The organism is Candidatus Woesearchaeota archaeon B3_Woes (genome assembly GCA_005222965.1).
Lineage (GTDB): Archaea > Nanobdellota > Nanobdellia > Woesearchaeales > B3-WOES > B3-WOES.
In genome coordinates, this window is record NJBG01000001.1 from 634,651 (window position 1) to 660,188 (window position 25,538).

The 25,538-nt window shown below is 30.7% G+C and carries 29 protein-coding genes, 1 tRNA gene and 1 other RNA gene; 15 read left to right on the forward strand and 16 right to left on the reverse strand.

Annotation, left to right across the window (positions count from 1 at the left end):
- Nucleotides 1–166: 166 nt before the first annotated feature.
- Genes CEE44_03425 through CEE44_03445 form a run of 5 tightly spaced genes read right to left on the reverse strand, consistent with a single transcriptional unit; the run spans nucleotide 167 to nucleotide 2,843 of the window.
- The gene (locus CEE44_03425) at nucleotides 167–373 is read right to left on the reverse strand and encodes a hypothetical protein (GenBank protein TKJ17560.1); all 207 of its coding nucleotides are present in this window, start codon (nucleotides 371–373) and stop codon (nucleotides 167–169) included.
- On the reverse strand, nucleotides 355–738 hold the full coding sequence (locus tag CEE44_03430; GenBank protein TKJ17561.1) for an iron-sulfur cluster assembly scaffold protein: 384 nt from the start codon (nucleotides 736–738) through the stop codon (nucleotides 355–357). The genes CEE44_03425 and CEE44_03430 overlap by 19 nt, the downstream gene beginning before the upstream one ends.
- Complete coding sequence (locus CEE44_03435; protein TKJ17562.1) at nucleotides 738–1,376, reverse strand: phosphohydrolase; 639 nt, start codon at nucleotides 1,374–1,376, stop codon at nucleotides 738–740. The genes CEE44_03430 and CEE44_03435 overlap by 1 nt, the downstream gene beginning before the upstream one ends.
- Nucleotide 1,377: 1 nt before the next feature.
- Nucleotides 1,378–2,544 (reverse strand): cysteine desulfurase NifS, encoded by a 1,167-nt coding sequence (locus CEE44_03440; protein ID TKJ17942.1) that lies wholly within the window; start codon nucleotides 2,542–2,544, stop codon nucleotides 1,378–1,380.
- Nucleotides 2,541–2,843 carry a hypothetical protein gene (locus CEE44_03445; GenBank protein TKJ17563.1) on the reverse strand — a complete coding sequence of 101 codons (303 nt, stop codon included), beginning with the start codon at nucleotides 2,841–2,843 and terminating at the stop codon, nucleotides 2,541–2,543. Before CEE44_03445 ends, CEE44_03440 begins: the two co-directional genes overlap by 4 nt.
- A 16-nt stretch (nucleotides 2,844–2,859) precedes the next feature.
- Between CEE44_03445 and CEE44_03450 the strand changes: the two genes are divergently transcribed.
- From CEE44_03450 to CEE44_03465, 4 genes are all read left to right on the forward strand, one after another.
- Nucleotides 2,860–4,143: a hypothetical protein gene (locus tag CEE44_03450; protein ID TKJ17564.1), complete on the forward strand. Its 1,284-nt coding sequence runs from the start codon at nucleotides 2,860–2,862 to the stop codon at nucleotides 4,141–4,143.
- Nucleotides 4,144–4,176: 33 nt separating this feature from the next.
- A complete protein-coding gene (locus CEE44_03455; GenBank protein ID TKJ17565.1) occupies nucleotides 4,177–5,607 on the forward strand; it encodes a glycine--tRNA ligase in 1,431 nt (476 codons plus the stop codon).
- A gap of 44 nt (nucleotides 5,608–5,651) precedes the next feature.
- Entirely contained in the window at nucleotides 5,652–6,035 is a 384-nt protein-coding gene (locus CEE44_03460; GenBank protein ID TKJ17566.1) for a DNA-binding protein, read from the forward strand.
- Between the two features lie 56 nt (nucleotides 6,036–6,091).
- Nucleotides 6,092–6,165 (forward strand) — tRNA-Phe (locus CEE44_03465).
- A 3-nt stretch (nucleotides 6,166–6,168) separates the two neighbouring features.
- Here the strand turns inward: CEE44_03465 and CEE44_03470 are convergent.
- Nucleotides 6,169–8,436, reverse strand: coding sequence for a hypothetical protein (locus tag CEE44_03470; protein TKJ17567.1), 2,268 nt, complete (start codon nucleotides 8,434–8,436; stop codon nucleotides 6,169–6,171).
- Complete coding sequence (locus CEE44_03475; protein ID TKJ17568.1) at nucleotides 8,384–10,675, reverse strand: hypothetical protein; 2,292 nt, start codon at nucleotides 10,673–10,675, stop codon at nucleotides 8,384–8,386. Before CEE44_03475 ends, CEE44_03470 begins: the two co-directional genes overlap by 53 nt.
- A gap of 430 nt (nucleotides 10,676–11,105) precedes the next feature.
- On the opposite strand from CEE44_03475, the gene CEE44_03480 reads away from it, so the two are divergent.
- On the forward strand, nucleotides 11,106–11,546 hold the full coding sequence (locus CEE44_03480; GenBank protein TKJ17569.1) for a hypothetical protein: 441 nt from the start codon (nucleotides 11,106–11,108) through the stop codon (nucleotides 11,544–11,546).
- Between the two features lie 55 nt (nucleotides 11,547–11,601).
- Nucleotides 11,602–12,315, forward strand: a complete 714-nt coding sequence (locus tag CEE44_03485; GenBank protein TKJ17570.1) for a hypothetical protein — start codon at nucleotides 11,602–11,604, stop codon at nucleotides 12,313–12,315.
- A gap of 9 nt (nucleotides 12,316–12,324) precedes the next feature.
- Here CEE44_03485 and CEE44_03490 read toward each other — a convergent pair whose 3' ends face one another.
- The 6 genes from CEE44_03490 to CEE44_03515 form a co-directional block, all read right to left on the reverse strand.
- The gene (locus CEE44_03490) at nucleotides 12,325–12,873 is read right to left on the reverse strand and encodes a hypothetical protein (GenBank protein ID TKJ17571.1); all 549 of its coding nucleotides are present in this window, start codon (nucleotides 12,871–12,873) and stop codon (nucleotides 12,325–12,327) included.
- A 3-nt stretch (nucleotides 12,874–12,876) separates the two neighbouring features.
- A complete protein-coding gene (locus tag CEE44_03495; GenBank protein ID TKJ17572.1) occupies nucleotides 12,877–13,455 on the reverse strand; it encodes a hypothetical protein in 579 nt (192 codons plus the stop codon).
- Nucleotides 13,456–13,470: 15 nt separating this feature from the next.
- Complete coding sequence (locus CEE44_03500) at nucleotides 13,471–14,064, reverse strand: hypothetical protein (GenBank protein ID TKJ17573.1); 594 nt, start codon at nucleotides 14,062–14,064, stop codon at nucleotides 13,471–13,473.
- A 109-nt stretch (nucleotides 14,065–14,173) separates the two neighbouring features.
- Nucleotides 14,174–14,827 carry a hypothetical protein gene (locus CEE44_03505; GenBank protein ID TKJ17574.1) on the reverse strand — a complete coding sequence of 218 codons (654 nt, stop codon included), beginning with the start codon at nucleotides 14,825–14,827 and terminating at the stop codon, nucleotides 14,174–14,176.
- Between the two features lies 1 nt (nucleotide 14,828).
- Complete coding sequence (locus CEE44_03510; GenBank protein TKJ17575.1) at nucleotides 14,829–15,170, reverse strand: hypothetical protein; 342 nt, start codon at nucleotides 15,168–15,170, stop codon at nucleotides 14,829–14,831.
- Nucleotide 15,171: 1 nt separating this feature from the next.
- Complete coding sequence (locus CEE44_03515) at nucleotides 15,172–16,308, reverse strand: hypothetical protein (GenBank protein ID TKJ17576.1); 1,137 nt, start codon at nucleotides 16,306–16,308, stop codon at nucleotides 15,172–15,174.
- A 91-nt stretch (nucleotides 16,309–16,399) separates the two neighbouring features.
- Between CEE44_03515 and CEE44_03520 the strand changes: the two genes are divergently transcribed.
- Together CEE44_03520 and smc are read left to right on the forward strand one after the other, a co-directional pair.
- Nucleotides 16,400–17,128 (forward strand): hypothetical protein, encoded by a 729-nt coding sequence (locus tag CEE44_03520; protein TKJ17577.1) that lies wholly within the window; start codon nucleotides 16,400–16,402, stop codon nucleotides 17,126–17,128.
- Between the two features lie 49 nt (nucleotides 17,129–17,177).
- The gene (gene smc, locus CEE44_03525) at nucleotides 17,178–20,657 is read left to right on the forward strand and encodes a chromosome segregation protein SMC (protein TKJ17578.1); all 3,480 of its coding nucleotides are present in this window, start codon (nucleotides 17,178–17,180) and stop codon (nucleotides 20,655–20,657) included.
- Here smc and CEE44_03530 read toward each other — a convergent pair.
- Together CEE44_03530 and rnpB are read right to left on the reverse strand one after the other, a co-directional pair.
- Nucleotides 20,654–20,827 (reverse strand): hypothetical protein, encoded by a 174-nt coding sequence (locus tag CEE44_03530; GenBank protein TKJ17579.1) that lies wholly within the window; start codon nucleotides 20,825–20,827, stop codon nucleotides 20,654–20,656. The genes smc and CEE44_03530 overlap by 4 nt on opposite strands.
- A 14-nt stretch (nucleotides 20,828–20,841) precedes the next feature.
- Nucleotides 20,842–21,184, reverse strand: an RNA gene (rnpB, locus tag CEE44_03535) — RNase P RNA component.
- Between the two features lie 400 nt (nucleotides 21,185–21,584).
- Between rnpB and CEE44_03540 the strand changes: the two genes are divergently transcribed.
- From CEE44_03540 to CEE44_03570, 7 genes are all read left to right on the forward strand, one after another.
- Nucleotides 21,585–21,857, forward strand: a complete 273-nt coding sequence (locus tag CEE44_03540) for a hypothetical protein (GenBank protein TKJ17580.1) — start codon at nucleotides 21,585–21,587, stop codon at nucleotides 21,855–21,857.
- 8 nt (nucleotides 21,858–21,865) lie between these two features.
- Nucleotides 21,866–22,084 carry a hypothetical protein gene (locus CEE44_03545; GenBank protein ID TKJ17581.1) on the forward strand — a complete coding sequence of 73 codons (219 nt, stop codon included), beginning with the start codon at nucleotides 21,866–21,868 and terminating at the stop codon, nucleotides 22,082–22,084.
- Nucleotides 22,081–22,299, forward strand: a complete 219-nt coding sequence (locus CEE44_03550; protein ID TKJ17582.1) for a hypothetical protein — start codon at nucleotides 22,081–22,083, stop codon at nucleotides 22,297–22,299. Before CEE44_03545 ends, CEE44_03550 begins: the two co-directional genes overlap by 4 nt.
- Nucleotides 22,280–23,005, forward strand: a complete 726-nt coding sequence (locus tag CEE44_03555; protein TKJ17583.1) for a hypothetical protein — start codon at nucleotides 22,280–22,282, stop codon at nucleotides 23,003–23,005. Before CEE44_03550 ends, CEE44_03555 begins: the two co-directional genes overlap by 20 nt.
- Complete coding sequence (locus CEE44_03560) at nucleotides 22,998–23,291, forward strand: hypothetical protein (protein TKJ17584.1); 294 nt, start codon at nucleotides 22,998–23,000, stop codon at nucleotides 23,289–23,291. Before CEE44_03555 ends, CEE44_03560 begins: the two co-directional genes overlap by 8 nt.
- 64 nt (nucleotides 23,292–23,355) lie before the next feature.
- Nucleotides 23,356–23,574 (forward strand): hypothetical protein, encoded by a 219-nt coding sequence (locus CEE44_03565; protein ID TKJ17585.1) that lies wholly within the window; start codon nucleotides 23,356–23,358, stop codon nucleotides 23,572–23,574.
- A gap of 8 nt (nucleotides 23,575–23,582) precedes the next feature.
- On the forward strand, nucleotides 23,583–23,897 hold the full coding sequence (locus CEE44_03570) for a hypothetical protein (GenBank protein ID TKJ17586.1): 315 nt from the start codon (nucleotides 23,583–23,585) through the stop codon (nucleotides 23,895–23,897).
- Nucleotides 23,898–24,040: 143 nt separating this feature from the next.
- On the opposite strand, the gene CEE44_03575 is transcribed toward CEE44_03570, so the two are convergent.
- Complete coding sequence (locus CEE44_03575) at nucleotides 24,041–25,537, reverse strand: hypothetical protein (protein TKJ17587.1); 1,497 nt, start codon at nucleotides 25,535–25,537, stop codon at nucleotides 24,041–24,043.
- Between the last annotated feature and the right edge of the window lies 1 nt (nucleotide 25,538).

A 25,538-nucleotide genomic window follows, 5' to 3' on the forward strand; every position in this document is an offset into this window, starting at 1 on the left:
TATATAAAAATTGTTGTTATCCTTTACAATAAACACAAGGATCACAACCAGCCCCACATCCTACAGTGCTTTTTGTTGAATAGGACACTTTATTTGATTTGTAATTAAGAGTACTGTACTCTCTGCTTCCTTCATAATGCTGATTTGAATAATAGATAGCCATTTTCTAAAGTTTGTTTAACTCTTTCAATAATTTTTCTGAATCTATTCCATAATTTTTACAAATATCTCCTATTTTCAAAAACCCCATCTCCATATGGACCATAGCACACCCCAAACAAGGAACATTATGTTTAGATAATACTTCATGAGAACCTTCTATCTTCATTACATCACCTAATAAACTATTCTTAGTTATTTTTGTTTTAGACATTTTTCCCTCTTCTTATAATTTTCAATTGCATTTTTCAAAGCTTTTGTCCCTAATATGGAGCAGTGAAATTTTATAGGAGGCACATCTCCTAATTTTTTAACAATATCTTCTGGTTTTATCTTTAAAGCATCTTCTACTTTCTTCCCTTTTGCAATCTCGCACATAGCATCTGAAGAAGCTATTGCAGCAACACAACCATAAGTCTGGAATTTTATATCTTTTATGGTCCCTTTATCTATTTTGAGGAAGATCTTCATAATATCTCCGCATTTTACATTTCCTTCTTGTCCAACTGCATCAGGCTTTTTAATCTCTCCTGAAAATTTTGGATTTCTAAATCTATCTAGTGTTTTTTTATCATACATTATAATTCACCTTTCCACTCCTTTTTAAAATGCTTAATAAAATCTTTTAAATAATCTAATCTTTCTTTACCAAACTCTCTTGCTTTTTCAGTTTTAAAAAATGAAAGTTCCATCAAAGACAACGCATACAACCAATTCAAAACTGTTTTTGGCTCTTTACTTTTATCCCTAAATCTAAATTCTTTTGGCTCTTCCTCATTTTCATCATATAACCTTCTATTGTAAAGATGTGCTGTAGCTCTTAAAATACCAATTGCTCCAAGCAGGTCTAACAAATCAGCATCATGTAAAATTTCTGCTTCTCTTGTTTTTGGTTCTAGAAATTTACCCTTTCTATGAACCATAACACAATGTATAACATCTTCTATTTTTTCTTCTGGAAATTTATGCTTCCTTAATATCTCAGGAGCCATTCTTGCTCCTTCCTCAGCATGGCACTCAACTTCATTTTTCCATTGCTTTAATCTTGCAACATCATGCAGTAATACTGCTGCTTTTAATATATCTAAATCAACTTTTTCATCTTTAGCTAATTCCATAGCTAAATTATAAACTCTTTCAATATGATCAAAACTGTGTCCTCCCCCACTATCAAAATATTTCTGAATATCTTTTATCAATTCCTTAAAATCAAACATATTATCCTTCCTTCCTTATATTCCCTATTGGAGACATTTTTCTTAACTTTTCTATTATTCCTGGTAAAATCTCCAAAACATAATCTATCTCTTTTTCTGTAGTAAACCTACTTAAGGTTAATCTTAATGAACCATTTGCTTCTTGGTGACTTAATCCAATTGATCTTAAAACATAACTTGGTTCTAAAGTGGCTTCTGAACAAGCAGAACCAGTTGAAGAACAAACACCCTCATCATCTAAATATCCTCCAATTGCCTCTCCTTCAACACCATCAAAAGATATATTTACATTATTACACAATCTTTTATCTCCTGTTGCTCCATTAAGTCTAGAATGTGATATTTTTAACATGCCTTTAATTAGTTTATCTCTTAGTTTAGTCATATAATCTACATGTTTTTTATTTAAACCAAGGTTTACAGCTTCTGCAAAACCAACAACACCAGGAATATCCTCAGTACCAGATCTCATATTAAATTCCTGGCCACCACCACCTTGCCAGGGCATTATCTTGGTTCCTTTTCGAATATACAACACACCAACCCCTTTTGGTCCATGTATTTTATGAGCATTTAGTGTCATTAAATCAACAGGTTGTTTTTCCATATCTAATTCTGTTTTTGTATAACTCTGACACGCATCTGTATGAAAATAAACATTATATCTCCTACAAACATCTCCTAACTTCTTTAAATCCTGAATAGTTCCAATCTCATTATTACCATGAATTATAGAAACTAAAATTGTTTTTTCTGTTATTGCTTTTTCCAATTCTTTTGGATATACAAAACCTTCTTTATCTACACTCAAATAAGTAACTTCAAAACCCTGTTTTTCAAGCCATTTACAGCTGTTTATAACACATTTATGCTCTACTTTTGTTATAATTATATGATTTCCTTTATCTTTATTAGCAAAAGAGATACCTTTCAAAGCAAAATTGTTAGATTCAGTCCCGCCAGATGTAAATATTATCTCTTCTGGCTTTGCATTTATTGATTTTGCAATTATTTTTCGTGATTCCTCTAGAGCGTTTTTTGATTCTCCACCCAATGAATGAGTAGACGAAGGATTTCCATACTTTTCATCAAAATAAGGCCGAATAGCTTCAATCACTTTAGAATCCATCATTGTTGTTGCGCCATTATCTAAGTATACTTTTTTCATTTTTCCATCCTGCATTCATCACAACAAAATTTTGTTACGTGTTTTTCAACAAGTTTCATCAAAGGAACCATTGTGTCTTTGTTTAATGAATAAATCCTCTTTTTTCCTTGTTGTTCTACATCTAAAAAATGGCAATCTATAAGGCATTTCAAATTATGACTTATTTTACTCTGCTCCTCTTTTAATGAATTACATATCTCTGTCACAGACATTGGTTTTTCTTGTAATACTTCAATAATATTTAATCTTGTTTTAGATCCAATTGTCTCAAAGAATGTATCATATGAATGACATTTCATATGAACGATAATTCATATGTCATTTATAAATCTTTCGCTTTTTATATGCTATAACACCATAAACTTAATATATCAATCTTATTTTTATCAAATCATGCAACCATATATTCAAAAATATTGTCCTGTAAAATGTTCTGAAATAGTTGGCCAAGACAAAGTTGTAAAAGAGCTAATAAACTTCATTTCCAATTTTAAAAATCAAAAAAAGAAAGCAGCATTTATCTATGGTTCAAGCGGTGTTGGAAAAACCTGTTCTGTTTATTGCGTTGCTAATGAACTAGACTTAGAGGTTTTAGAAATTAATGCATCTGAATTTAGAAATAAAGACCAAGTACACTCTATAGTTGGGGGGGCTATTTCACAACAAAGCCTTTTTTCAAAAGGAAAAATAATTCTAGTAGATGAAGTAGATGGATTATCTGGAAGAAAAGACAGAGGAGGATTACAAGAATTAAAAAGATTAATCCAAAAAACATCTTATCCTATGGTTTTAACTGCTACAAACCCATGGGATAATAAATTTAGTTCTCTAAGAAGCAAAACACAATTAATAAAATTTGAAGAACTAACCCATGAAGATATATTCCCTGTTCTAAATAATATTTGTACTAAAGAAAAAATTAAAGCAGACAAAACCTCTTTGAAAAGCCTTGCAAGAATGACAGGAGGAGATCTAAGAGCAGCAATAAATGATTTACAACAACTAACATCTAATTCAAATAAACTAACAAAAGAAGAATTAGAAACACTAAGCCAGAGAGAACATCAGGAAACAATAATTAATGCTCTAACCAGGATATTCAAAACAACAGACCCTAAAGTATCAATTAATGCTTTTGATATGGTAAATGAAGACCTAGACCAAAGATTACTATGGCTTGATAAAAATCTACCAGAAGAATACACAAATCCTGAAGACCTAGCAAGAGCTTATGATAAATTAAGCAAAGCAGACATCTTTAAAAGAAGAATAAGAAGATGGCAGCACTGGAGATTTCTAGTATATATCAATTCTCTAATAACAGCAGGTATTTCTGTTAGCAAAGATAAAAAATATGAGAATTATGTTGAATACAAGCAATCAGGAAGACTACTAAAAATATACTGGGCAAATATAAGAAACATGAAAAGAAAAGCAATTGCATTAAAAATTGCAGAAAAAACCCACACCTCACAAAAACAAATCTTAAAAAATATGGATTATTATAAAATTATTTTTAAGAAAAACAAAGAAATGGCTTCACAAATTTCCAATGAGCTGGATCTAGATAAAGAAGAGATTATCTATCTTAAAAAGTGAAGTTTTAAATATAATAATCTTTACATATTTACTATGCCAGCTAAAATAACAATAGAAGACATGACTGTATTTTGTAAGAAAAAAGGATTTGTTTATTCTAGTGCTGAAATTTATGGGGGATTGGCAGGATTCTGGGATTTTGGACCATTGGGCGTAGAGCTAAAAAATAATATTAAAGCAGAATGGTGGAAATTCTTTGTTCAAAATAGAGAAGATGTTGTTGGTGTTGATGGCAGTATTATAACTAATCCTAAAGTTTGGGAAGCCTCCGGTCATGTAGACAGTTTTACAGATGTCTATGTTGTTTGTGAAAAGTGCAAAAAACCAAACAAAATTGACAAAGCAGAATTCGGTAAAGTTAAATGCGATTGTGGAGGAAAATACACAAACCAAGGAGACTTTAATTTAATGTTCAAAACCCAGGTAGGGCCGGGAAAAGGAGTTACTTCATATTTAAGACCAGAAACAGCTCAACTAATATTTACTAATTTTAAACTAGTTGCTGAAAACGCAAGAATGAAACTTCCATTTGGTATTGCACAAATTGGAAAAGCATTTAGAAATGAAATTTCTCCAAGAGAATTCTTATTCAGAAGCAGAGAATTCGAACAAATGGAACTGCAATACTTTATTGATCCTGATAAGGTTGATGATTGTCCATTCTATAACAAAATAAAAAATCAAAAAATAAATATTTTAACTTCCAAAGAAAAAGTAATGAGTATTGAAGAAATGCTCAAAAATAAGATATTCAAGAACAAATGGCATGCCTATTGGTTATCTAATTCATATCAGTGGTTCTTAAGTTTAGGTATTGACAAAAATAACTTAAGATTAAGAGAACACAGAAAAGATGAACTATCACATTATGCAAACGCAGCTGTTGATATTGAATATAAGTTTTCAACAGGATGGAAAGAAATATTTGGAAGCCACGATAGAAGCCAATTTGATTTAACACAACACGAAAAAACCTCTAAAAAAGAATTAAAAACATATGATGAAACAACAAACAAAAAAATATTACCCTTGGTAATTGAATCATCTTTTGGTGTTGAAAGAGCAATGTTAGCATTCTTATTTGATGCTTATAATGATGATAAGAAAAGAGGAAATATTGTGTTAAACCTGCACAATAAACTAGCTCCTGTTAAAATAGGTGTGTTTTCTTTAGTAAACAAACTAAACAAAGAAACAAAACAAGTTTATGATATCTTAAAAGAAAAAGCAGCATGTCAATACGACACAGCTGGTTCAGTAGGAAGAAGATATGCAAGAGCAGACGAAATAGGAATTCCTTTCTGTATTACTTTTGATTTTGATAGCCTAAAAGACAAATCAGTAACAATAAGAAACAGAAACGATACAAAACAAGTAAGAGTAAAGATAGCTGAACTTAAAGACACACTAAAATCTTTACTTGATTCTGAAATAAAATTCGAAAAAACAGGTAAGAAAATATAAACTTTTATAAATACTAATCTAATCTCAAAATAAAAGGTGGTTATATGGCAATAAAAGACTTAAAAATAAGAGAAGGAAACGTAGATTTAGTAGTAGAAGTTGTTGATAAAGGCGAAGTAAGGGAATTCCAAAAGTTTGGAAAACCCGGTCGTGTTTGTAATGCTAAAGTAAAGGATGATTCTGGAGAAGTCACACTAACTTTATGGAATGATGAAATTGATAAAGTTAATGTTGGAGACAAACTACATATAAAAAATGGTTATGTGGGAGAATGGCAGGGAGAACCTCAACTAAGCGCAGGAAGGTTTGGTGAATTAGAAGTATTAGAAAGTAATGCTGCTGCACCAACAGAAAAACCTAAAGAAGAAAAACCAGAAGAACCAGCAGAAGAAGAGCCTTTAAACATTGAAGAAGAAAAAATAGAATAATTTTTTCTATAACGATAAATTTATAAATAATTCTAAGCTTTAGTCTATACTATATCGGGAACGTAGCTCAGCCTGGGAGAGCACTACGCTGAAGACGTAGGTGTCGAGGATTCAAATTCCTCCGTTCCCACTCTTAACCTATTGTTGTTAAAAGAACTCTTCCTGCAATTGTATTGAAAAGCAGGATTACAACTAAAGATATAATAATATAAAGAGTTACAGATTTTGTCAAATTTATACCCATTGTATATCTCTCATTTAATTTATCAGAACCGTTTTCAATACCATTAATTACAATAGTCAAAATATAAACTACTTGAACAACATATATTCCTACAACAATCTGAAAATAATAAGCAGGAACACCATCTCCAAACATAGTAGCAACATTTGAAGCACCAGCTATAGCAGATTCTCCCCCTTCTCCTGTTGGAAACATACTACCTAATTTACCAAGAATAGTTGTTATCATAGATGTAATTCCAATTACAATACCAGAAACAACCGGTGTCAACATTCTAATTTGTGACCTCATAGAACCAACAATATCAGCCATTAAATCCTTTAATCTTTCATCTACCCTATGGATCTCTTTAATATATCTGGCAACATTGATTAGCGCCTGAGCAGCTACTTTTGGACCTTTCTTAACACTAACTGTTAAAACTTTCATAGAACTTTCTATGATATTAGAAGGAAAACTCAAAATTGCCCCTGTTTTTTTATTAAATATAGCTTCATGAACAGACATCCCCATCTTTTTTATATTAGCACTAACAAGCCCAAAAAAATTTCCTGAAGCAGTACCTTTCATTGTATCAGAAACCCTTTCAAAAGCCAATTCAGATGGAATTCCATCCCCTAATCTATTCCCTAGTTGAAATAGAGCAGCAGCAAACTCTTTTTCAAGATTTTTTGCATTGTTTCTTATCTCCATAACATTTTTTGATCTTAATTTAAAATACAAACCCGCCCCTACTCCTAATCCTAATGGAATCATAAGACCAAGAATAGTGGCGCCAATACCATAAGGCCCAATAATCTTACCATAATTCGGACCTTCAGTTGCTTTACTCATCTTATACTCTAATAAACAAAAAGTACTACCACAAACACTGGTTTCACTATCTTCACCAAAACCCATATCATAATCAGGAGCTACCATATGAATCCAAATAGGAGAAAAACCAATAAAAAAGAAAATACATATAAAAACCAAACTAATAATCATAGGAGTAGATTTTAATTTTAAGGGGCCAAGCTCCACAACACCACTCTTTTTTTTAAGTTCAGGATTATCTTCATCCGAACTAGAATCACCATAACCTGTTGGTCTTGTTGATAAAATATTTTTAGCCATATAAAAAATACCTAAAGGCAATAAAACATTATACAAAACAGAAAGATGATACCACTTTACCCCTTCCATAAAACTAACAACCAAAGGCAAAATAACTAATCCTAAAATTGGCATAACTACACCGAGCATATGAAGGGTTGTTATAGGAGATTGTAAATCATGGGCAAAATGAAGCATCTTTTCATAAGTTTCCTCCAACATAACATCTAGTGATTTATCTAATAACTCAACACGTCTTTGTTCTGATGATTCATACAAAGAAGATTCAACAAGATGAAAAGCTTCAATAAATTCCAGATTCCATTCTCTCCATGTTTCAAGATAACTATCCAATGCATCTTTTATAGAGCTATACTCTTTTGTTTCAATATCCCAAAGAACCTTTTTCATATCCAAACTTAAAGGTGGAGCTAAATGATCTGATGCAAAACCAATAGCATTCTCCAAATTAGAGGTGTGCCTCATATAAGTAACAATATAGAAAATACATATAACCATTTGATTAGAAGATTTCATTCTCCAATTATTCGCAATTAGTTCAGGAAGCGAGGACAATATCTTAATCAAAACCAAACCAACAAACAATGCAACAGTTATAAAAAAAACACCGCTTCCTAACATCAAACTAAAAAGAATAGAAACAAAAATAAAAATAATAGGACCAATAACAGAAAACGTAACAGCACCAGTTGGAGTTATATCCAAATGGGATATATTAATTAATCTTTGCAGCTTTTCTGCCATCTCTGGCTTAGGTTTTATCTCAACCACACTTTCACTAAAATTACATGCTTTTTCATAAAGAGTTACCTTTTTTGACATAAGCTCCTTTTTAAATTCCTGATACTCTCTTGACAAAATAGGTTTTTTGATTTTCTTAACAGGACGATCAGTCAATTCTTTATTCAATTCACCTTTATATTTACTAAAAAGCCCTTTTAATACATCTTTTGATATGTCAGCCATAATTAAAATTACCTCTAATGATTTATTTTCCTTTTTTGATGTTCTGCTTTTTGATATTTCTTTTAAGCCATTCATTCCATTCAAAAAAGATTCTTTTACTGTCTAAAGAACCAACCTCATCTTTTACCCTGTTAGACACCTTATGAAATTCATCATTACATTGTATAACAAATTCTGCTTCTAGCAAATGAGGCATTTTGACTTTTTTAGCAGTCTTGACTAATGTTTCTTTTAGTTTTGTTCTTAATAATATATTATCCCAGACAACATCCCAATTACCAGCCCATTCTGGCACATTACCTGCTATTAATTTTATAACATCAGAATCACCATTCAACAAATCAGATGACGGTTCTAATTCATCTGTTTGTGGATTATATTTCATTAAATCAACAAAACCCTTTTCTAATAATGGATCCGATTCCCAATGTTTTCTTACCTCTGTAATTTGAGTTACTCTTCTAACTCTATGAAGGCCATCAGCAGATCTAATTGGGTTAGTGATTATAACCAAATCAGTTGCCTTAAAGCTCGTTTTAGGAACACCCAAATCATTTACAACCCTATCATAGACACCATAAGGAGAATCAGCATGAATTGTACCTGCTACAACATTTGCAGAAGCACCAACCCTCATAGCTTCATAAAGTGCTTTAGCTTCAGTGCTTCTAACCTCTCCTATAATCAAAGCAGAATCGCCCATTCTTAATGTTGTTCTTATACCCTCATCAGCAGGAACCTCTGTTGTTGACTTTGATAATGCTGCAGCAACTTTCAATTGTTGGATATTATAATCCATCTTTCTTAATGGACCGACAGGCAGCTCTAATGTATCTTCAATTGTTATAATTCTGTATTTTCTCATTATCTCTACCAATAAAGATCCAAGAAAAGATGATTTTCCAGCACTTCTTGTTCCTGCAACAAGCAAGGCCTTTGACCCATCTATTACAAAAGAAAGAAGACCTGCTGCCAAAGAATTAATCATTCTGTTTTCTATAAACAAAGGCAGCGTCCAAGGTTTGTCCCTGTGCCTTCTAAAAGCATAAGCCAACCCAGAGGGATTTAAAGGGGGCGAAATAACCGCAATTCTAGCTCTCGCCCCAGGGATTGATAATTCTGTATCAAGTATTGGATTAGCCTCATCTAAAGGCCGGCCAGATATCATTCTTAACTTAGATGCCCAAGACTCTGCTTCTGCAACAGTAGGAATTATATTTGTTTTACAATCTCCAAATTCACCATGAATAAGAAACATCGGTGTTCTGCCCATAGGAGAATTAATAGTAATATCCTGAACCTGCTCATCATTCAACAACAATTCAATAAGACCAAAACCAACAGTATACCTAACCAATATATTTGTTAATTCATCAACTTCTTTTGACCTTAATCTTATCCCCTTATGTTCAACCAACTCTTCTATCAAATCATGACCAACCTTATAAAAAACATCCCTCATTCTTTCAGGATCAACAAATTCTGATTTTTTAGGCTTATGCTCAGCCATGACCTTTCTTGCAGTATCCAATATGCCATATTTCTCTTCTGTTAACTTAAACTCAGGAGGGATTATATGATATAAATTCTGAACAGAATTTGGTAGTGAAAAAATTGTTACTTCTGTATTTCCAACAGAATAAGCTCCTATCTCTTCTCCCCCTTCTGGATAAGAAGACATAAGTTTTGTAAACATAAAATCTGGCTTTACAGTCGATAAGATTATCTTCCCATATAATGATCTGTCTCCAACCCTATAACCAATCAAATCCTCTTTTGTCATTGAGATAATCTTTGTTTTTTCCAGTAAACCAAGAACATAGTTTAATATGGAAATATATTTTTCAGTTGCAAGAAGGTCTTTTTTATTAGTTCGTTTTTGTGCTTTTATTTTTTCATGCCTTAAAAGCCTCTTTGTTTCAACATATGCCCCTAACGGATCAGATTTAAGCACCCTAAACAAAACATTTTGCAGATCTGAATATCTTTTTGCAGAATCTGTGCCCCCCATACTAGTTACTTCATAATAGGATAATATCTTTTGTTTTATAAACTGATTATAGAGTTTAGCTATTTCCAGCAGCATTTTTGCTGTTGAATAATCATATTCATACTCTCTTGTCTGTACAAAAACAATCTTTGTTACTGTTCCGGTTGCAGCCAAGATATCTATTGCTTTTGCCATTAAAACAGGGTCATCCTCTAAAGAAGGAGTTCTGGTATAAGTTTCACAATTAATCTTTAAAGTTATATCTTCCCCTTCTCTTATAACATCATAAGCAAATAGTTCTTTTTCTTTATCAAATAAGACCATACTAACCTCTTTTTTTGTTCTCTTGTTTTAATTTATTCAAAGCTATTTCAATTAAATGCGATTTATTTCTATATTTATTAGAATCTTTTAGCTCTTCATCAATCCACTTAGTCAATTTTTCATCAATTGTTGCAGATATTGCTTTTTTCCCCATTTTAAAATTTATTTTTTATCAAATTCATGGAAATCATATAGATTTCCTGACGCAAAAAATCTTTGATTTTTTAGCGTTTTCATAAAAATTTGGCACGATACAGGTTTTCCCATTTAATTTATATTATAATATATATTTTATAATATCATATATTTATAATACTATTTTATATATTTTATAATATAATTAATATATAAATCTTCTGTTTTTTATCAGTTTACCACTTTTGTATGCTAACATAAGTTTATTATAACCTCTTCTTTATTACCCATTATTATGACGAATGAAGCAGGATTCAATCTATTTTCACAGCAAAAAAAAGAAAAAGACCCAAAAGGAGCACAAGAAACTCCGCAACAAGATTATTCTCAGGATTTTATCCAGATTAGCAGAAGGCTCCAGGTAATGGAAGAAGGATTATCCAATCTAAGAAAAAAAATATTAGTTAACGAACAAAACGATTTAAGCAGACATAAAAAAATATTATTAGAAGAAAAAACAACATTAGAAGAAATAAAAGATGTAAAAAAAGAAATTGACGCTATAAAAATAACAATCAAAGAAGTTATTAGTGAACTAAAAAACAGCGCTAGAAAATCAGATGTTGACGTTTTCAAAAGATATATTGATATGTGGAATCCTGTTAATTTTGTAACAGAAAACACAGTCGAAAAAATGATTGATGAAAAACTAGGAAAGACTAATGAAGTAGAATAAAAAAGAAACCTTTTTATATGCAAAATAACAAGTAATACTCAAAAGAGGTGTATCAATGCCATTATTTAAGAAGAAAGAGGAAAAGGTCCCTCCACAACCAGGACAACCCGGAAACATACAACCACCAGGAGAACTCGCTCCACCAGAAGGGATGCCTAGTAACACACCAACAGACGCTGTTCTGAATCTACGTCAACAAGGTCTGACAAATAATCAAATTATACAAGAGCTACAAAGGCAAGGCTATAATTCGCAACAAATATTTGACGCATTAAATATAAATGAACCAACCAATGCACCTGCTGGACCTATTCCAGGCCAACCAGAACAAGCAGGACCTCCACAAGGAATGCCTCCACCAGTGCAAGCCCCAGAAGGCATGGCTCCAGAGGGAATGCCTGCTGAAGAACCTTCTATGGATTTTGATGTCAATAAAGAAAAAATAGAAGAGATGGCCGAAGCCATTATTGACGAAAAGTGGGAAGAGCTTGTAAAAAGCATAAATAAGATTATAGAATGGAAGGAAAAGATGGAAGCAACCATCCACAAAATTGAACAGGAAATAAAAGATATAAAAGACAACTTTAATCAGATTCACGATTCTCTAATTGGTAAAATACACGAATACGATAAAAACATACTAAACGTAGGTACTGAAATAAAAGCAATGGAAAAGGTTTTTGAAAAAGTATTGCCATCCTTCACAGAAAATGTTAGTGAATTAAACAGGATGGTAAAAGGCAAAAGAAGCACTGTTCCTAAAAAATAAGAAGAATTCTTAACGCTGTACACTAAGTTTCTGAATAGTAAATGTTGCTATAAATAATATTAATAACATTCCCAAAACACTAGGGTGCCTTAATGTAGCAAAAAAACCACCCAACCCCCCTTTTCCAGCATCCCCTTCTTTAATCATTGATGCTGAATCTTCTGTATCTTCATCCCACACTCTTACATTTATAATCGAAAGTATAAATATAAGCAAAAAAATACTTCCTAAGGTCCAGGCTATCCAGTTATATTTACCAGCCATTGCTTCGGCTATTTCACTATCAGTCGCTCCAAACATTTTTACAGATATCAAAATAAACACCACAAAAATAAAAATTATTACAAACCAAGGAGCAAACAAATTAATAATCTCTCTTGATGCATCTGAGAACAGAACAACTAAAGCCAATAACAAAGCAACAAGACTATGTACAAACTTATTATCACCTAGAAATTTTGAATAACTCAAAATACCCCAAACAATAACAAGAATAAATAAAAAAGGGAAAATAAGTTCAAATTTATTCAATAAACCCATATCTAAAAAAGTTGCCATGTTCTAATGTTTTTTGAACATATCTCCAAATTTTTGTACAATATTCTCTCCCTCAGATGGTTTGTCGGATTTAGTTATAAACCATATTATAATTCCAAATACTAATATTATAATTATTAGCGACACTGTATCTGATCCAAAAAAGTTATTAAACCAGCCCCATCCATCCCACCATCTTGCTGCTGCACCAAAAATCCATACAACTGCTACTACTGCTAGTATTGCAATCATTGCTGATGGTGAACCACCAACCCATTTTGCTTCTCCCCCCCATAACCCTATTAAAATAAACAGCATAACTACTGCAACAATAAGAAGGGATATTCCAGGAAGGAAAGCGTTTACTATATTTATAGGATCATAATTCATAGGATAGCTTCCTGTTGAATGTGGAATAACAACAGTTAATGACATAACCAATGCTATCACAACATTAAAATTTCTTTTGTCCTCTCCTAAAATTTTTGTTTTTTGCAGAATAGCAAAAATTAAAGTAAAGAATAACAGAAATGGTAGTAAAACATCTGTTAATCCCCACGATTCTAATGCTTGTAAAAAATTCTCAAGTCCATAATATGCCATTTTAAATCCTCCTTTTTATTCTTTTTTAACTTCAGATATTATTTCTTTTTTAACTGTTTTTGGAGGTTTCCCCCCCTCTACTATATAAAACATAAATGCAATAATAACAATAATCAATACAACAGAAGAAACGCCGGTTGAAGACCAATTGTTTGTTAACTGTTCCCATCCCCATTCTAACCAAGGTGTTCCATCTTCTCTTTCAATTGCATGTAAAAATATTCCTAGAATGCCTATAAACATTATCCCCATAAAAAGATATTTCCAACCGCCTTCTAAAAAAGCAGGATCCCCTTCTTTGAAAAAAGATCCAACCAATAATAAAAAGAAGATTGATAATAGTAATAAAACAACAACTTGTGATGAAACCTTTGTTACAATCTCAACTAATTGGGATGAAGCAACAACCAAAAAAGCAATAGTAAAAGCAGCCATTGAATTAAGATTCTTTTTAGTTATGGTTTGGCCTTCTACTTCTTCCGTACCAAAAACTTTTGTTTTTTCTAGAATTGCAAAAACAATTGTAAAAACGAGCAAGAAAGGTAGTATAACATCATAAACACCCAATTTATCTAAAAATTCAATTACATTACCGAATGCAGTCGCCATTTATAGCTACCTCTTTTTAATACTACTTTATTATGGAGAATTGTATATAAATCTTTCGTTTTTCTTTTATTAACACCACCCTCTAGAAAATAAAAACTATTTAAATATATTATTTTGCATTTTCCATCATATAAACAAAATAATTATATCCATCATATTCTTGATGGGATAAAATCTTAATTTGAGAGAAATGTTTATCCATTAGTTCATGAAAATAACCTATATTCCCAATATCTGAAAAGATAATTATTATTTTACCATTATCTTTCAAAAATTGGGGAACATCTCTGAAAAATCTTTTCAAAACACTATTATTATAGCTTGTAACTGTTTTTTCAAGAAGATCTTTTGGCTTTATTGAAAAGAAAGGGGGATTAAACACAATAAGGTCATATTTATTAGTTATATTAGAAAATAAATCACTCTTAACTATCTCTATTTTATCATGTAAATTATAAAGCTCAAAATTTAATTTCGCATTTTCTAAAGCAAACGAATTAATGTCAGTAGTTGTAATTCTCTCAGCTTTTTTAGCAATAAAAAAAGATTGAATTCCACAACCAGTTCCCAATTCTAAAGCATCTTTAACATTCAAATTTATTTTATTAATGGTCTTTGCCAATAATTGAGAATCAAAATAATCTGGATCAAACACTTTTGGAAAAATTATGATTTTTTTACCTAAAACCTTATGAACTTTTAATTTTCTTATAAACTTTAATTTTCTTATCACGTTAGAAAATCTAATTTTCTCAGAATTCATTTTACCTCTCAACTACAGAATAATGAAAATTCTTACTTGCAAATTTTTGTTTTAAGAAATCTAAAACTATTTCATGATCAAAACCCTTACAAGAATATATATCCAAAGCTACAAATTTCTTCTTGGTAAAACTATGAATAGAAATATGAGAAGTATCTATAATTATAAATCCTGTAAGACCGGGGTTATTTTCAACACCTTTTATTACATAAGGAGAAGTTAATCTAATTAATGATAATTTATCTGCTAAACTTTCTAGAAGTTCGTATACAGATGAAATAGAATTAAACATAAGGTTATTGTTACAATCTGCATTTACTATCAAATGTTTTCCATTTTCCATTTTAAACAAGTGTATTTTCGACAATCCCTTTTACATAATTATAGAAAGGGACAAAAAGAGTATGTGTTTTTGCTGATCCACAATCCTGTAAACCATTAGGATAGATGTCTTTGGTTCTTTCATAATCTTCCAATTTTCGATCTAATATTCCATTATGAAATACTGCTTGTCTAAATCCCCATACTCTCTGCAAAATGTTTCCTAAAGAATCTCTTTTTACATTCCCAATTATAATTATCTTTTCAGGAAAACTTTCTCCATCAGGTTCAGTAAAATCACAACTCCCACCATATTGAGTCATCCAAACATTTCCATTATCTGCAATTTGCAAACCACAAACACCAATACAATATGGCGTTGGTTGGGCATTCCAAAAATCAATTCCTGTTTGTTCAGAACACCAATCAACAAATCCAATGATTTTTTCTTTATCTGGAATCCTCAATGCATCCCACACCTTTCCTGTAGCTCTTCCACCTTGTTCTAATCTTGCTATTCCAAAAAAGATGTTGTTATCCCAAGCATATTCCGCCACATTTTTTATCTCTCCAATATTCTGTGTGTTTATAGAAGTCAATGTAGTAACTAAACTCAGTCTAGTGTATAATCTACCATCAATTTCTGTTGGTTGATTATAACCAACTCTTAAAAGATTGTCCAAACCTTGGAATATTTCTTCTGAAGCATGTTTTCTTCCGAGCATTTTATCAAAAATTTCATTATTAAGAGAATCAAAATGTATTCCAAGACAAACTCCATTATCATACAATCTCTGTGCAATTTCTGGAGTAATCAAAGAAGCGTTTGAATACATAAACGTTTTAAGACCAGATTTAGAAGCTTTTTCAATTAATTGTAATGTTGCAGGATCTAGAAGGGGTTCTCCTTCATGACAAATTTGAAGAGATTTTGCTCCTAAATCTACAGCTTCTTCTAATAAAGAAATTTTTTCTTCAGGAGTTAGTTTTTCTTCATTTTCTTCTCCTGCATCATAAATGCAATGGGGACAAGCCATATTACAATCTGGAGATGAAGCTATGGAAACTGCTGGAAGTAAATTTCTACTCCCTTCTTCAGATTGCAAGTATTCCAAAACTCCCCTATCATTAAACCATACAAATTCTTTATTTTTCCCCATCTTATAATAAAGAAACAATGAAAACTTTAAATAATTTTGTCGTAGTTAAAACTACAAAAAATTTATAAACAACAAAACAATTCTTTTATATATGTATGACGAACTAAAAGAAATAGGATTAACAGACAATGAAGTAAAAATTTATATAGCTTTATTAGAGCTGGATACATCAACACCTGCGCAGATATCAAAGAAAATAGGTTTTTCACGTTCTTATGTTTATGACGCTCTTGAAAGACTTCAAGAAAAAGAAATCGCAAACACTATTTTTATCAAAAATAAAAAACACTACCAACCATTAAACCCCAAACTTTTAATTGAACAAACTAAATCCAAATTAGAAAGAATAGAAAAAATAGTTCCAACCTTAATTAATCTAACTAAAAAAAGAAAAGGAAACCTTCATGTTGAATTACATAAAGGGAAATATGTTTATAAAACTCTCTTAAAAGATATTGTAACAAACCTAAAACAAAACCAAGAGGTTCTTATTTTCGGCATAGATGATGGGGTTTTATCTAACCTCGATTCCCACTATCTAACGTATTTAAATATTTATTTTAATAAATTAGAAAAAAAGAAAATTAAAGAAAAGATTATTATAAAAAAAGGATCAAAAAAAATAAAAGAAGCTAAAACAACAGAATATAGAATTTTACCAAAAAAATCAATAGGTAATGTAGCCTATGAAGTTTATGGAGACAAAGTCGCTATTTTTTTATGGGGAAGCCCAAACCACCTCATCTTGATAGAAAATAAAGAAGTAGCTGAGTCTTATAGGAAACAATTTAATATACTATGGAATCATGCTAAAAAATGATTATTTCCAAAAAAGTTTATAAATACATTACACAACTTCAAAATATAAAATGACTAGAATCAATAAAATGGTGATGCATGGCTTCAAAAGCTTTGCAAATAGAACAGAATTGTTGTTTGGAGGAGATTTTAACTGTGTTCTTGGCCCAAACGGCTCAGGTAAATCAAATGTTCTTGATTCATTATGCTTTGTATTAGGAAAGTCAGGGGCAAAAGGCCTAAGAGCAGAAAAATCAGCTAATTTAATTTACAATGGAGGCAAATTAAAAAATCCAGCAAAACAAGGAGAAGTCTCTATCTACTTTGATAATAAAGACAAGACATTTCCTACAGATGATTCTGAAATCAAAATAACAAGAATAATTACTAAATCTGGCCAAAGCAAATACAAAATAAACAATAAGACAAGAACAAGACAGCAAATTCTTGATCTGTTAGCTATAGCAAAAATAAATCCAGACGCTTATAATATTATTTTACAAGGAGATATTGCTCATTTTACACAAATGCCTTCTACTGAAAGAAGAAAATTAATAGAAGATATCTCTGGCATAAGTATATATGAAGAAAAAAAGCATAAAGCATTATTAGAATTAGAAAAAGTTGAAACAAAACTTCAGAATGCCGGCATAATCCTAAAAGAACGTGGAAGCTATCTAAAAGAATTAAGAAAAGATAGAGATGAAGCTTTAAAGTATAAAGATATGAATGATAAGATTAAACAAAACAAAGCTTCTTATTTGAACATACAAATCAATAAAGCAGAAACAAACAAATCTTCTCTGCAAAAAAGCATAGATTCTCAAAAAGAAAAAACAGACAATGTAGATTCTATCATTGGGAAATTACAAAAAAACAATCTAGAAAAAAGAGAAGAATTAGAAAAGTTAAATAAAACAATTGAAGAGGGAAGCGAAACAGGCCAGGTTGAATTAACAAGAGAGATAGAAGATATAAAAATAATCCTTGCAAAGAACCATACTCAAATAGAGCACCATAAAGATGAAATAAACAGAATAAAAAAACAAAGACAAGATTTAGGAAACGAACTTAAACAAGCAGATGAAAAAGTATCTGATTTAGAAAAAAAGAAAGAAGAACTGCTTACTGAAAAAACAAAAAATCTTAATGAAAGAGAAGAACTTGTCAATAAGATAAAAAAATTCAAAAACGATAATAACCCGGATGCTGCTGGTGATATTGAACAGGAAATTGTTTCCATAGATGATAATCTTGAAGAGCTGCAAAAAAAGATACATGAATTAAGAGAAAAACAGCAGAATATTATAAGAAAAAAAGACAATGTTGATTACCAAATCAATACATTTAATGAAAGAATAAAAAAAGTACTTCAAATAGAAAAAGACAACAAAGACCAGGTTAATCAGCTAAAAAAACAAAGAGAAGAATTTATCAAAACAACAGCAGATCTAAACGATTTATTAAATAATGATTCTGAAATCTCTAAAAGATTAGCAGACTACAAACAATCTTTGTTTAATAACGAACAGGAATTATCAAAACTAACAGCCAAAAATATAGCCATACAAGAAAGCATTTACGGAGATATTGCAATAAAAAAGATTCTGGCTCTTAAAAATCCTAAAGTTTATGGAGTTATAGCTGACCTTGGTGATGTTGATTCTAAATATTCTTTGGCATTAGAAACAGCAGCAGGTTTAAGAATCAAAAGTATTGTTGTTGAAGATGACACAACAGCAGCAGAATGCATAAACTATCTCAAAAAAAATAGATTTGGAATTGCTAATTTTCTTCCTTTGAATAAATTAAACATACATAAAAGAGATTTGAAATTTTCTAAAGGGGAAGGATGTCACGGCTTAGCTATTGATTTAGTCAGTTTTGATAACAAATTCAAAAAAGCATTTGAATATGTTTTTTCTGATGTTTTGGTTGTTGACGATATAGAAACTGCTCGTAAAATTGGAATTGGCAGTGCTAAAATGGTCACACTAGATGGCGATTTAACAGATATAAAAGGAGGTATGAAAGGGGGCTATAGAGATAAGAAAAAAGGCCTAGGCTTTAAAGCAGCAGACGTTACAAACCAAATCAAGAAGTTTGAATTAGAAATTTCTGAAATTCAAAATAAAATTTCTAATTCTGAAAAGAAAAGGTCCTCTAATGAAGGAAAGATTGAGGAATTAAGAAAAACCAAAGCAAATCTTGAAGGAGAGATAATTGTAAAAGAAAAAAGCCTGCATTTAGAAGATAGTGATGTTGATATTAACAAAAATCAGATTAATGAACTAAAAAACGAATTAGAAAAACAAGACAAAGAACTTGATGAAGTTATTAATAAAATAAGCTCTGTTAACAAAGAAATTGCTCAGGAAAAAATAAAAAAATCAGATCTTCGTGGAAAAATAAAACAATTGAAAAATCCACTTTTATTAGCCGAGTTAAACACCTTTGAAGATATGAAAACAACGCTTAATGAAGAAATCATAAGACTTGATACAGAGATAAAAAATATTGATGAACAAAGATCTGAAATGCACGATCCTGAGAAGCAAAAAACACACAATGTTTTGAATCAAATTGAAAAAGAATCAACTGAATTTTCTAACAAAATAAAAACACTTGAAGAACAAAATTCTGAAAAAGAAATTGTTCTAAAAGAAAAAGAATCTAAAGCCAATGAATTCTATTCTAAGTTTAAGACAATGTTTGACAAGAAAAAAAGAATAGATGAAGAGGTTAGTGGAAACGAAAAGGTCATTGATTCTAAAAAAGATGAAAAAAGAGATGTTGAAATAAAACTTAATGGTTTAAGCATTAAGATTGCTGAAATAAACGCAAAATTAGCAGAATTAAATCAGGAATTTGAAGAATATCATGGTGTTGATATCTTAACTAATGTATCTGAAGAAGATCTTAAAAAAGAGATTTCTAAATTTGAAAAAATGAGAGAGAACATAGGAAGCGTCAATATGAGATCTTTAGATATTTATGAAGATGTTGAAAAAGAGTATAATATTTTATTAGAGAAAAAGAAAAAACTATCCGAAGAAAACGAAGACGTTGTAAATATGATGAATGAAATTGAAAGCAATAAAAAAGAGATGTTTATGAAAACATATGATGCTATAAGAGAAAAATTCAAGAAGAATTTTGCTACTTTAACTAAAAAAGGAGATGCTGATCTAGAATTAGAAGATGAAGAAACAGTATTTGAAGGGGGTGTAAATATTCGTGTAAAATTAACTGGCACCAAATTTTTAGATATCAGAAGTTTAAGCGGAGGTGAAAAAACCTTAACAGCTTTGGCTTTTATCTTTGCAATACAAGAACATGATCCTGCATCCTTTTATATTTTAGATGAGGTTGATGCTGCATTAGATAAACACAATTCTGAAAGATTAGCTGAATTGATTGAACAATACTCAAAAAAAGCACAGTATATATTAATAAGCCATAATGATTCAATTATTTCTAAAGCTTCTAAATTATATGGCGTGAGTATGACTGAAAATAATGTAAGTAAAATTATTAGCTTAGAAATCTAAACACCTAACCAGCTGTTTCCCCAAGCATGAAGCATAAGCAACACTATAATTACTAAGATGCACATAATTATTATATGGCCTGGTTTAAACTCTATCTTTGACCTGTAATCATCAAAATATCTTACTAATCCCCCCATTCCTGAGGGCATGCTGATTTTATTGTCTACCATTTTAAATTAAAATAGGGTAAGAGTAAGCCACCTTCTGTAGGAACCTTTGTGTTGTAATATTACAACGATGCTCCTTCTTAGCATTTAACTAAGCGTTTAAAACTTGCACCGACCAGGTCTCATCGTTTCATCCTTTCGTTTAAAGACGTCAACAGGTTAACTCGCCCCTGTTACCAGGAGTTTCACCGCATCATCCCATTTTAAACGTGGTTTCGTTTCTGTATGGTTGCCATCCATTACTGAATGAGGTCTTTCACCACTGGCCATATTACTTAATTATATTAAGTAATGGTGGGCGGACTTTCCTCAGCAAATCAATACAGAAGCATCAATTCACCGTCAGCTAAGTTCTTACCCTATGTTATAAAAGAACTATTGGCCTTTTAAAAAGGTTATGGTTTTAACAAAAAATATAAACCATCCTATTTTATTAAATAAATTTTTAAAAGATTATTTTAATTAAAACATTTTTCTATTTCATAACCTGTTTATGATTCAAATTTATTTAAAAAGTTATCGTTTGTGTTTTAGAAAACAACGATCAAAAAGTACATTTAATAGTATTAGTTGCAATATTACTCATGACACATCTAATTTAAAGAAAAAATAGCGAAAAATCCAATATTTATGCATATTCTTAAAGACTTACTTTTAAGGTGAAAATCTATTAGACGATAAAAGTTGAATTTTCACAAAAATCTTAAAGAATCGTAAGATTTATATATAAGATAAACACCCCTAATACAAGGGATTAAATATGCAAGAAAAACTCTTAAAACAGATGATTGAAAGAATGGATATTTTAATCAACTTAGGCATTCCACCTTTTAGCCCTGAAAAATATCCTGTTTCAGGACTTTCCTGCGATATTTTAAAATTGTGTAATGCAGAGAATACTGTGGAAGATATAATCAAAAAAACAGGAAAAAATAGGAACCAGGTTGATGTAAATCTAAGCAAACTAAGAAGATTAGGGCTTATAAAGTCAATCACCAAAGACGGCAAAATATATTATTTAAGAATAAAGTGAGGTACAAAATGGAATCAAATGATATAAAAGCACTCACCAAAAGAATGGATGTAATCATAAACTTAATGATGAGAGATATAAAATTTAATGGAAATAACATAACGGACGCTGAAAAAATCAAATTGCTCAATGATATGGGTCTTAAATATACAGAAATCGCTGATATTATGGGAAAAACCCCTACTAATGTAAGTGTTGTGCTTGCAAAATTGAAGAGAAAAAAATGACTGAAGCAATACTACATGAAATTAGTAAAAAATTGGACAAATTGATAGCTATAAGTGCAATTCAAGGAAAAGATGAAGATAGGCAGATAAAAATCCTAAAATCTCTTAAGTTTACATATAAAGATATTAGTAATCTAATAGGGATACCAGAAGGAACACTAAAAATAAGAGACCATAGAGAGAGGAAAAATTTAAATGCAAAATCTAAATCCTAAAATTATCAAATATTTGGAGAAAAAAACAGGTCAAAAAGAAGCAACGATTAGAACTAACATATCATTGCTTAAAAGAACATTCTCAGGTTCTACATCCAACGCAGTTGCCCATATTTATGCTCAAAAACACGGATATTCTGTTATGAGGATGATGGATCAAGAAGACAAAACGTCCTTACCTAACATCGAAGTCAATAAACCAATAAAAATTAGTCAAAAAAAACCAATAAAAAAAGAAAAAATCGTAAAATTCATTAATTACAATTCCTCTGATTATTTTATAAAATCACATATTTTAGAAGTTAACAGGGCCTATACAAAAGGTTGTTTAACCTCAGTCAATATATTAATAAGAAAAATCATAGAAAATCTAATAATTGACGTATTAAGAAAAAAATTTCCACCAAATGGAACTAATATTGAACTATATTATGATACAAATCGAAAGAGATACAAAGATTTTAGTGTTGTTCTTGATAGTTTATATCAAAAAAGGACGGAGTTTGATGGCACCGATGTGGGAAAAATTATTGAAAGACTAGTGCCTCTAGCAAAAAAAATTAAAGATGACGCTAATGATAAAACCCACTCTTGGTTTTATATAGTAAATTCAAAGAAAGAGTTAGATGATTTGTGCATTAATGATATCATAGAATTGATAAAGAAATTAGAAATGTCAGTAGGAATTCGAAAAGAAGGTGAATAAAACGAACGAAAAAGAATTACTCTCGGAAATTTTAAAATGGGAAAGACTAAAAGGAATTCAAACTTTAAGGCAGATTATACCTGAATTGATAGATACAGAAGAAAAAAGAAAGCTTTATGAAATGACTGATGGAAAAAACGGAATAAAAGAAATTCAATCAAAGGTGACGATCTCCTCTGGAAAAATCTCTTTATTGTGGAATTTTTGGTATTATAATGGTCTTTTAGAAAAAGAAGGGCAAAAATTTAAGAAGATAATCTCATTAAAGGAGTTAGGACTAAGTTGAGGTGATTTAAATAGATAAGAAACTTGAAGACATCAAAAAACAACTAGATATTATCATTTCATTAATGATCCCTCCTTTCTCCAAGGATAAATATAATCTTAAAGAAGGTACTCAAATGGATGTGTTAGAGTTATGTGATTTAAGTTGTACTCAACAAGATATGGCCTCCGAATTAAAAAAGACAAAAAAGGCAATAAGTAGGGCAATAGAAGAACTTAAATCAAAAAATTTGATTAGAGTTGTAAAAAGGAAAGATAGAAATATCTATTTGAGACTGAAGTAGGTGTAATTATGAATAATGATATAATAAAAGAATTAAAGAAGCAGAATAAATGGTTAAGGTTCTTGGCTTTTAACTCTTTGAGAGGCATATTAAGATCTTCTTTAGAAAATAATGAACAAAAGCGAATCTATCAATTATCTGATGGCAAAAATAGTACTAATGAGATTTCTAAGAAACTACAAGAAGAAGGTATTAAAATAAGTCATATGACTGTATATAATTATTGGAAAAGGTGGAATGCCCTAGGAATTGTTGAACCTTCAGAAAAGTATTCAGGAAGATTCAAAAAAATAGTAAATCTTGATAATTTTAATTTAAATTGATTTATTGATAGAGATATTGATAAGAATTTTTATATTAAAAGAATATATTTAAAACACCACCGCCCGGATTCGAACCAGGATATCCTTGCGGAAACCAGCTTACATGCAAATGTTTAAGACTTTACTTATTTTAAAATTAGAATTCACAGTTTTCTTACAATACCTTTATCAGCATCAACTTCAACATAATCTCCGTCTTTGAAAACTTTTGTTCCAACCTGGGTTAAAATAAGACAAGGAATCTTGAATTCTCTGGCCACAATAGAAGTATGTGAAAGTAAAGATCCTTGGTCAGCAACAATAGCAGCCGATTTTTTAATTACTGAAGTCAATTCAGTTGTTGTATCTCTAGTAACCATAATGTTTCCTTGTTCAATTTTCTTAGCTTCATTAACTGAAGTAATAACTTTAACAATGCCCTTAACTTTTCCAGGGTAAGCAACAACTCCCTTAACTTCTTGATAATTATCAACAGATTCTTTCCACATTAACTTATTACCCATCTCTACAGCTTTATCTCCCTGATAAATAGTTATCTCCATGTTCTCTAAAAGGATAGTTCTATGTGCTTTTCTCTCAGCAATGTCCTGCTGATTAGCTTTTGTCCCATCTCGCAGCATCTTTCTGATTTCGTCAGGAGTATTGTAACGTACATCAATCCAGTCTCCAGAATCTGTACGCTTACCAATCTCACTCAGCAATGGTCTGGAAACATAAATCCCTTCAACTAAATCAGCCTTGGTGTAATCTAGAATAATCAAAAATTCCTGCATTGCAAAAACAAGATTTTTAAAGAAATCTGAACAAGTGTGTGTTGCAAAGAATTCAGCCTGAAACTTTTTGGTTAGCTCAAGTCTTTCATTAGGAGACTTTAAATCCTTCCAATCAACATTCCCTGCTTTAAATTCCTCAATTCTCTTCCAGAGATGTTTTTTATAATCTTCTATCTCCCAGGCAGTTCTAATATATTCCTGATGAAATGATCCATAAAGTTTTACTAATTGATTTAATTTTTCCTTAATCTCTTCTTTTTCACAAAATTCATTAAAAACCTCCAATTTCTTCTCACTAACAATATTCTCAAACTCGTTTTGGATTTCAAAAAGTAACTGTTCTTCCTTCTGAACAGTTGTTAGTCTTGTTGGAGTTAACAGAAGTGCAGTAAATTCAATGATTTTACCTTGAGTCTTTTCACCGTCATTAAGAATTTTTAATAACTCTTTCTCAAATAAATCCTGCAAGTCAGAAACATAAATCGCCCACACCATTGGATGAATTGTAGCAAGGTAAAGATAATAGTATTTATTAAAGAACCCTATAAGTTCCTCATTTGTTGATTTTGAAAAGTCGATTCCTCCAAACTCTTTAATCTCCTCCAGAGCATCTTTATAGAATTTATCTAAGTTAGCAAAAAAGTCTGCAGTATATTTCCCTTCCAGCAACTCTTTTTCAGTCAAATTTCTAACTTCTTTTCTGTCATCAATATGATAGCAAGTTCTTGCTGGAGGACCATCTGCAACCAATAATGCTTTTTTGATCATAACATCTGTCCTAGGAATTTTAGTTCTGTATGAATCTACTATTCCATAACCTTCTAAAAAAGTCTGGTTTCTGATACCCACAGTTACATATTTTTTCATC

Bases quoted from the DNA above. Each gene is read 5' to 3' on its own strand.
- CEE44_03425 (TKJ17560.1), bottom strand. From the start codon at position 373: ATGTCTAAAACAAAAATAACTAAGAATAGTTTATTAGGTGATGTAATG.
- CEE44_03430 (TKJ17561.1), bottom strand. From the start codon at position 738: ATGTATGATAAAAAAACACTAGATAGATTTAGAAATCCAAAATTTTCA.
- CEE44_03435 (TKJ17562.1), bottom strand. From the start codon at position 1,376: ATGTTTGATTTTAAGGAATTGATAAAAGATATTCAGAAATATTTTGAT.
- CEE44_03440 (TKJ17942.1), bottom strand. From the start codon at position 2,544: ATGAAAAAAGTATACTTAGATAATGGCGCAACAACAATGATGGATTCT.
- CEE44_03445 (TKJ17563.1), bottom strand. From the start codon at position 2,843: ATGAAATGTCATTCATATGATACATTCTTTGAGACAATTGGATCTAAA.
- CEE44_03450 (TKJ17564.1), top strand. From the start codon at position 2,860: ATGTCATTTATAAATCTTTCGCTTTTTATATGCTATAACACCATAAAC.
- CEE44_03455 (TKJ17565.1), top strand. From the start codon at position 4,177: ATGCCAGCTAAAATAACAATAGAAGACATGACTGTATTTTGTAAGAAA.
- CEE44_03460 (TKJ17566.1), top strand. From the start codon at position 5,652: ATGGCAATAAAAGACTTAAAAATAAGAGAAGGAAACGTAGATTTAGTA.
- CEE44_03470 (TKJ17567.1), bottom strand. From the start codon at position 8,436: ATGAATGGCTTAAAAGAAATATCAAAAAGCAGAACATCAAAAAAGGAA.
- CEE44_03475 (TKJ17568.1), bottom strand. From the start codon at position 10,675: ATGGTCTTATTTGATAAAGAAAAAGAACTATTTGCTTATGATGTTATA.
- CEE44_03480 (TKJ17569.1), top strand. From the start codon at position 11,106: ATGACGAATGAAGCAGGATTCAATCTATTTTCACAGCAAAAAAAAGAA.
- CEE44_03485 (TKJ17570.1), top strand. From the start codon at position 11,602: ATGCCATTATTTAAGAAGAAAGAGGAAAAGGTCCCTCCACAACCAGGA.
- CEE44_03490 (TKJ17571.1), bottom strand. From the start codon at position 12,873: ATGGCAACTTTTTTAGATATGGGTTTATTGAATAAATTTGAACTTATT.
- CEE44_03495 (TKJ17572.1), bottom strand. From the start codon at position 13,455: ATGGCATATTATGGACTTGAGAATTTTTTACAAGCATTAGAATCGTGG.
- CEE44_03500 (TKJ17573.1), bottom strand. From the start codon at position 14,064: ATGGCGACTGCATTCGGTAATGTAATTGAATTTTTAGATAAATTGGGT.
- CEE44_03505 (TKJ17574.1), bottom strand. From the start codon at position 14,827: ATGAATTCTGAGAAAATTAGATTTTCTAACGTGATAAGAAAATTAAAG.
- CEE44_03510 (TKJ17575.1), bottom strand. From the start codon at position 15,170: ATGGAAAATGGAAAACATTTGATAGTAAATGCAGATTGTAACAATAAC.
- CEE44_03515 (TKJ17576.1), bottom strand. From the start codon at position 16,308: ATGGGGAAAAATAAAGAATTTGTATGGTTTAATGATAGGGGAGTTTTG.
- CEE44_03520 (TKJ17577.1), top strand. From the start codon at position 16,400: ATGTATGACGAACTAAAAGAAATAGGATTAACAGACAATGAAGTAAAA.
- smc (TKJ17578.1), top strand. From the start codon at position 17,178: ATGACTAGAATCAATAAAATGGTGATGCATGGCTTCAAAAGCTTTGCA.
- CEE44_03530 (TKJ17579.1), bottom strand. From the start codon at position 20,827: ATGGTAGACAATAAAATCAGCATGCCCTCAGGAATGGGGGGATTAGTA.
- CEE44_03540 (TKJ17580.1), top strand. From the start codon at position 21,585: ATGCAAGAAAAACTCTTAAAACAGATGATTGAAAGAATGGATATTTTA.
- CEE44_03545 (TKJ17581.1), top strand. From the start codon at position 21,866: ATGGAATCAAATGATATAAAAGCACTCACCAAAAGAATGGATGTAATC.
- CEE44_03550 (TKJ17582.1), top strand. From the start codon at position 22,081: ATGACTGAAGCAATACTACATGAAATTAGTAAAAAATTGGACAAATTG.
- CEE44_03555 (TKJ17583.1), top strand. From the start codon at position 22,280: ATGCAAAATCTAAATCCTAAAATTATCAAATATTTGGAGAAAAAAACA.
- CEE44_03565 (TKJ17585.1), top strand. From the start codon at position 23,356: ATGATCCCTCCTTTCTCCAAGGATAAATATAATCTTAAAGAAGGTACT.
- CEE44_03570 (TKJ17586.1), top strand. From the start codon at position 23,583: ATGAATAATGATATAATAAAAGAATTAAAGAAGCAGAATAAATGGTTA.
- CEE44_03575 (TKJ17587.1), bottom strand. From the start codon at position 25,537: ATGAAAAAATATGTAACTGTGGGTATCAGAAACCAGACTTTTTTAGAA.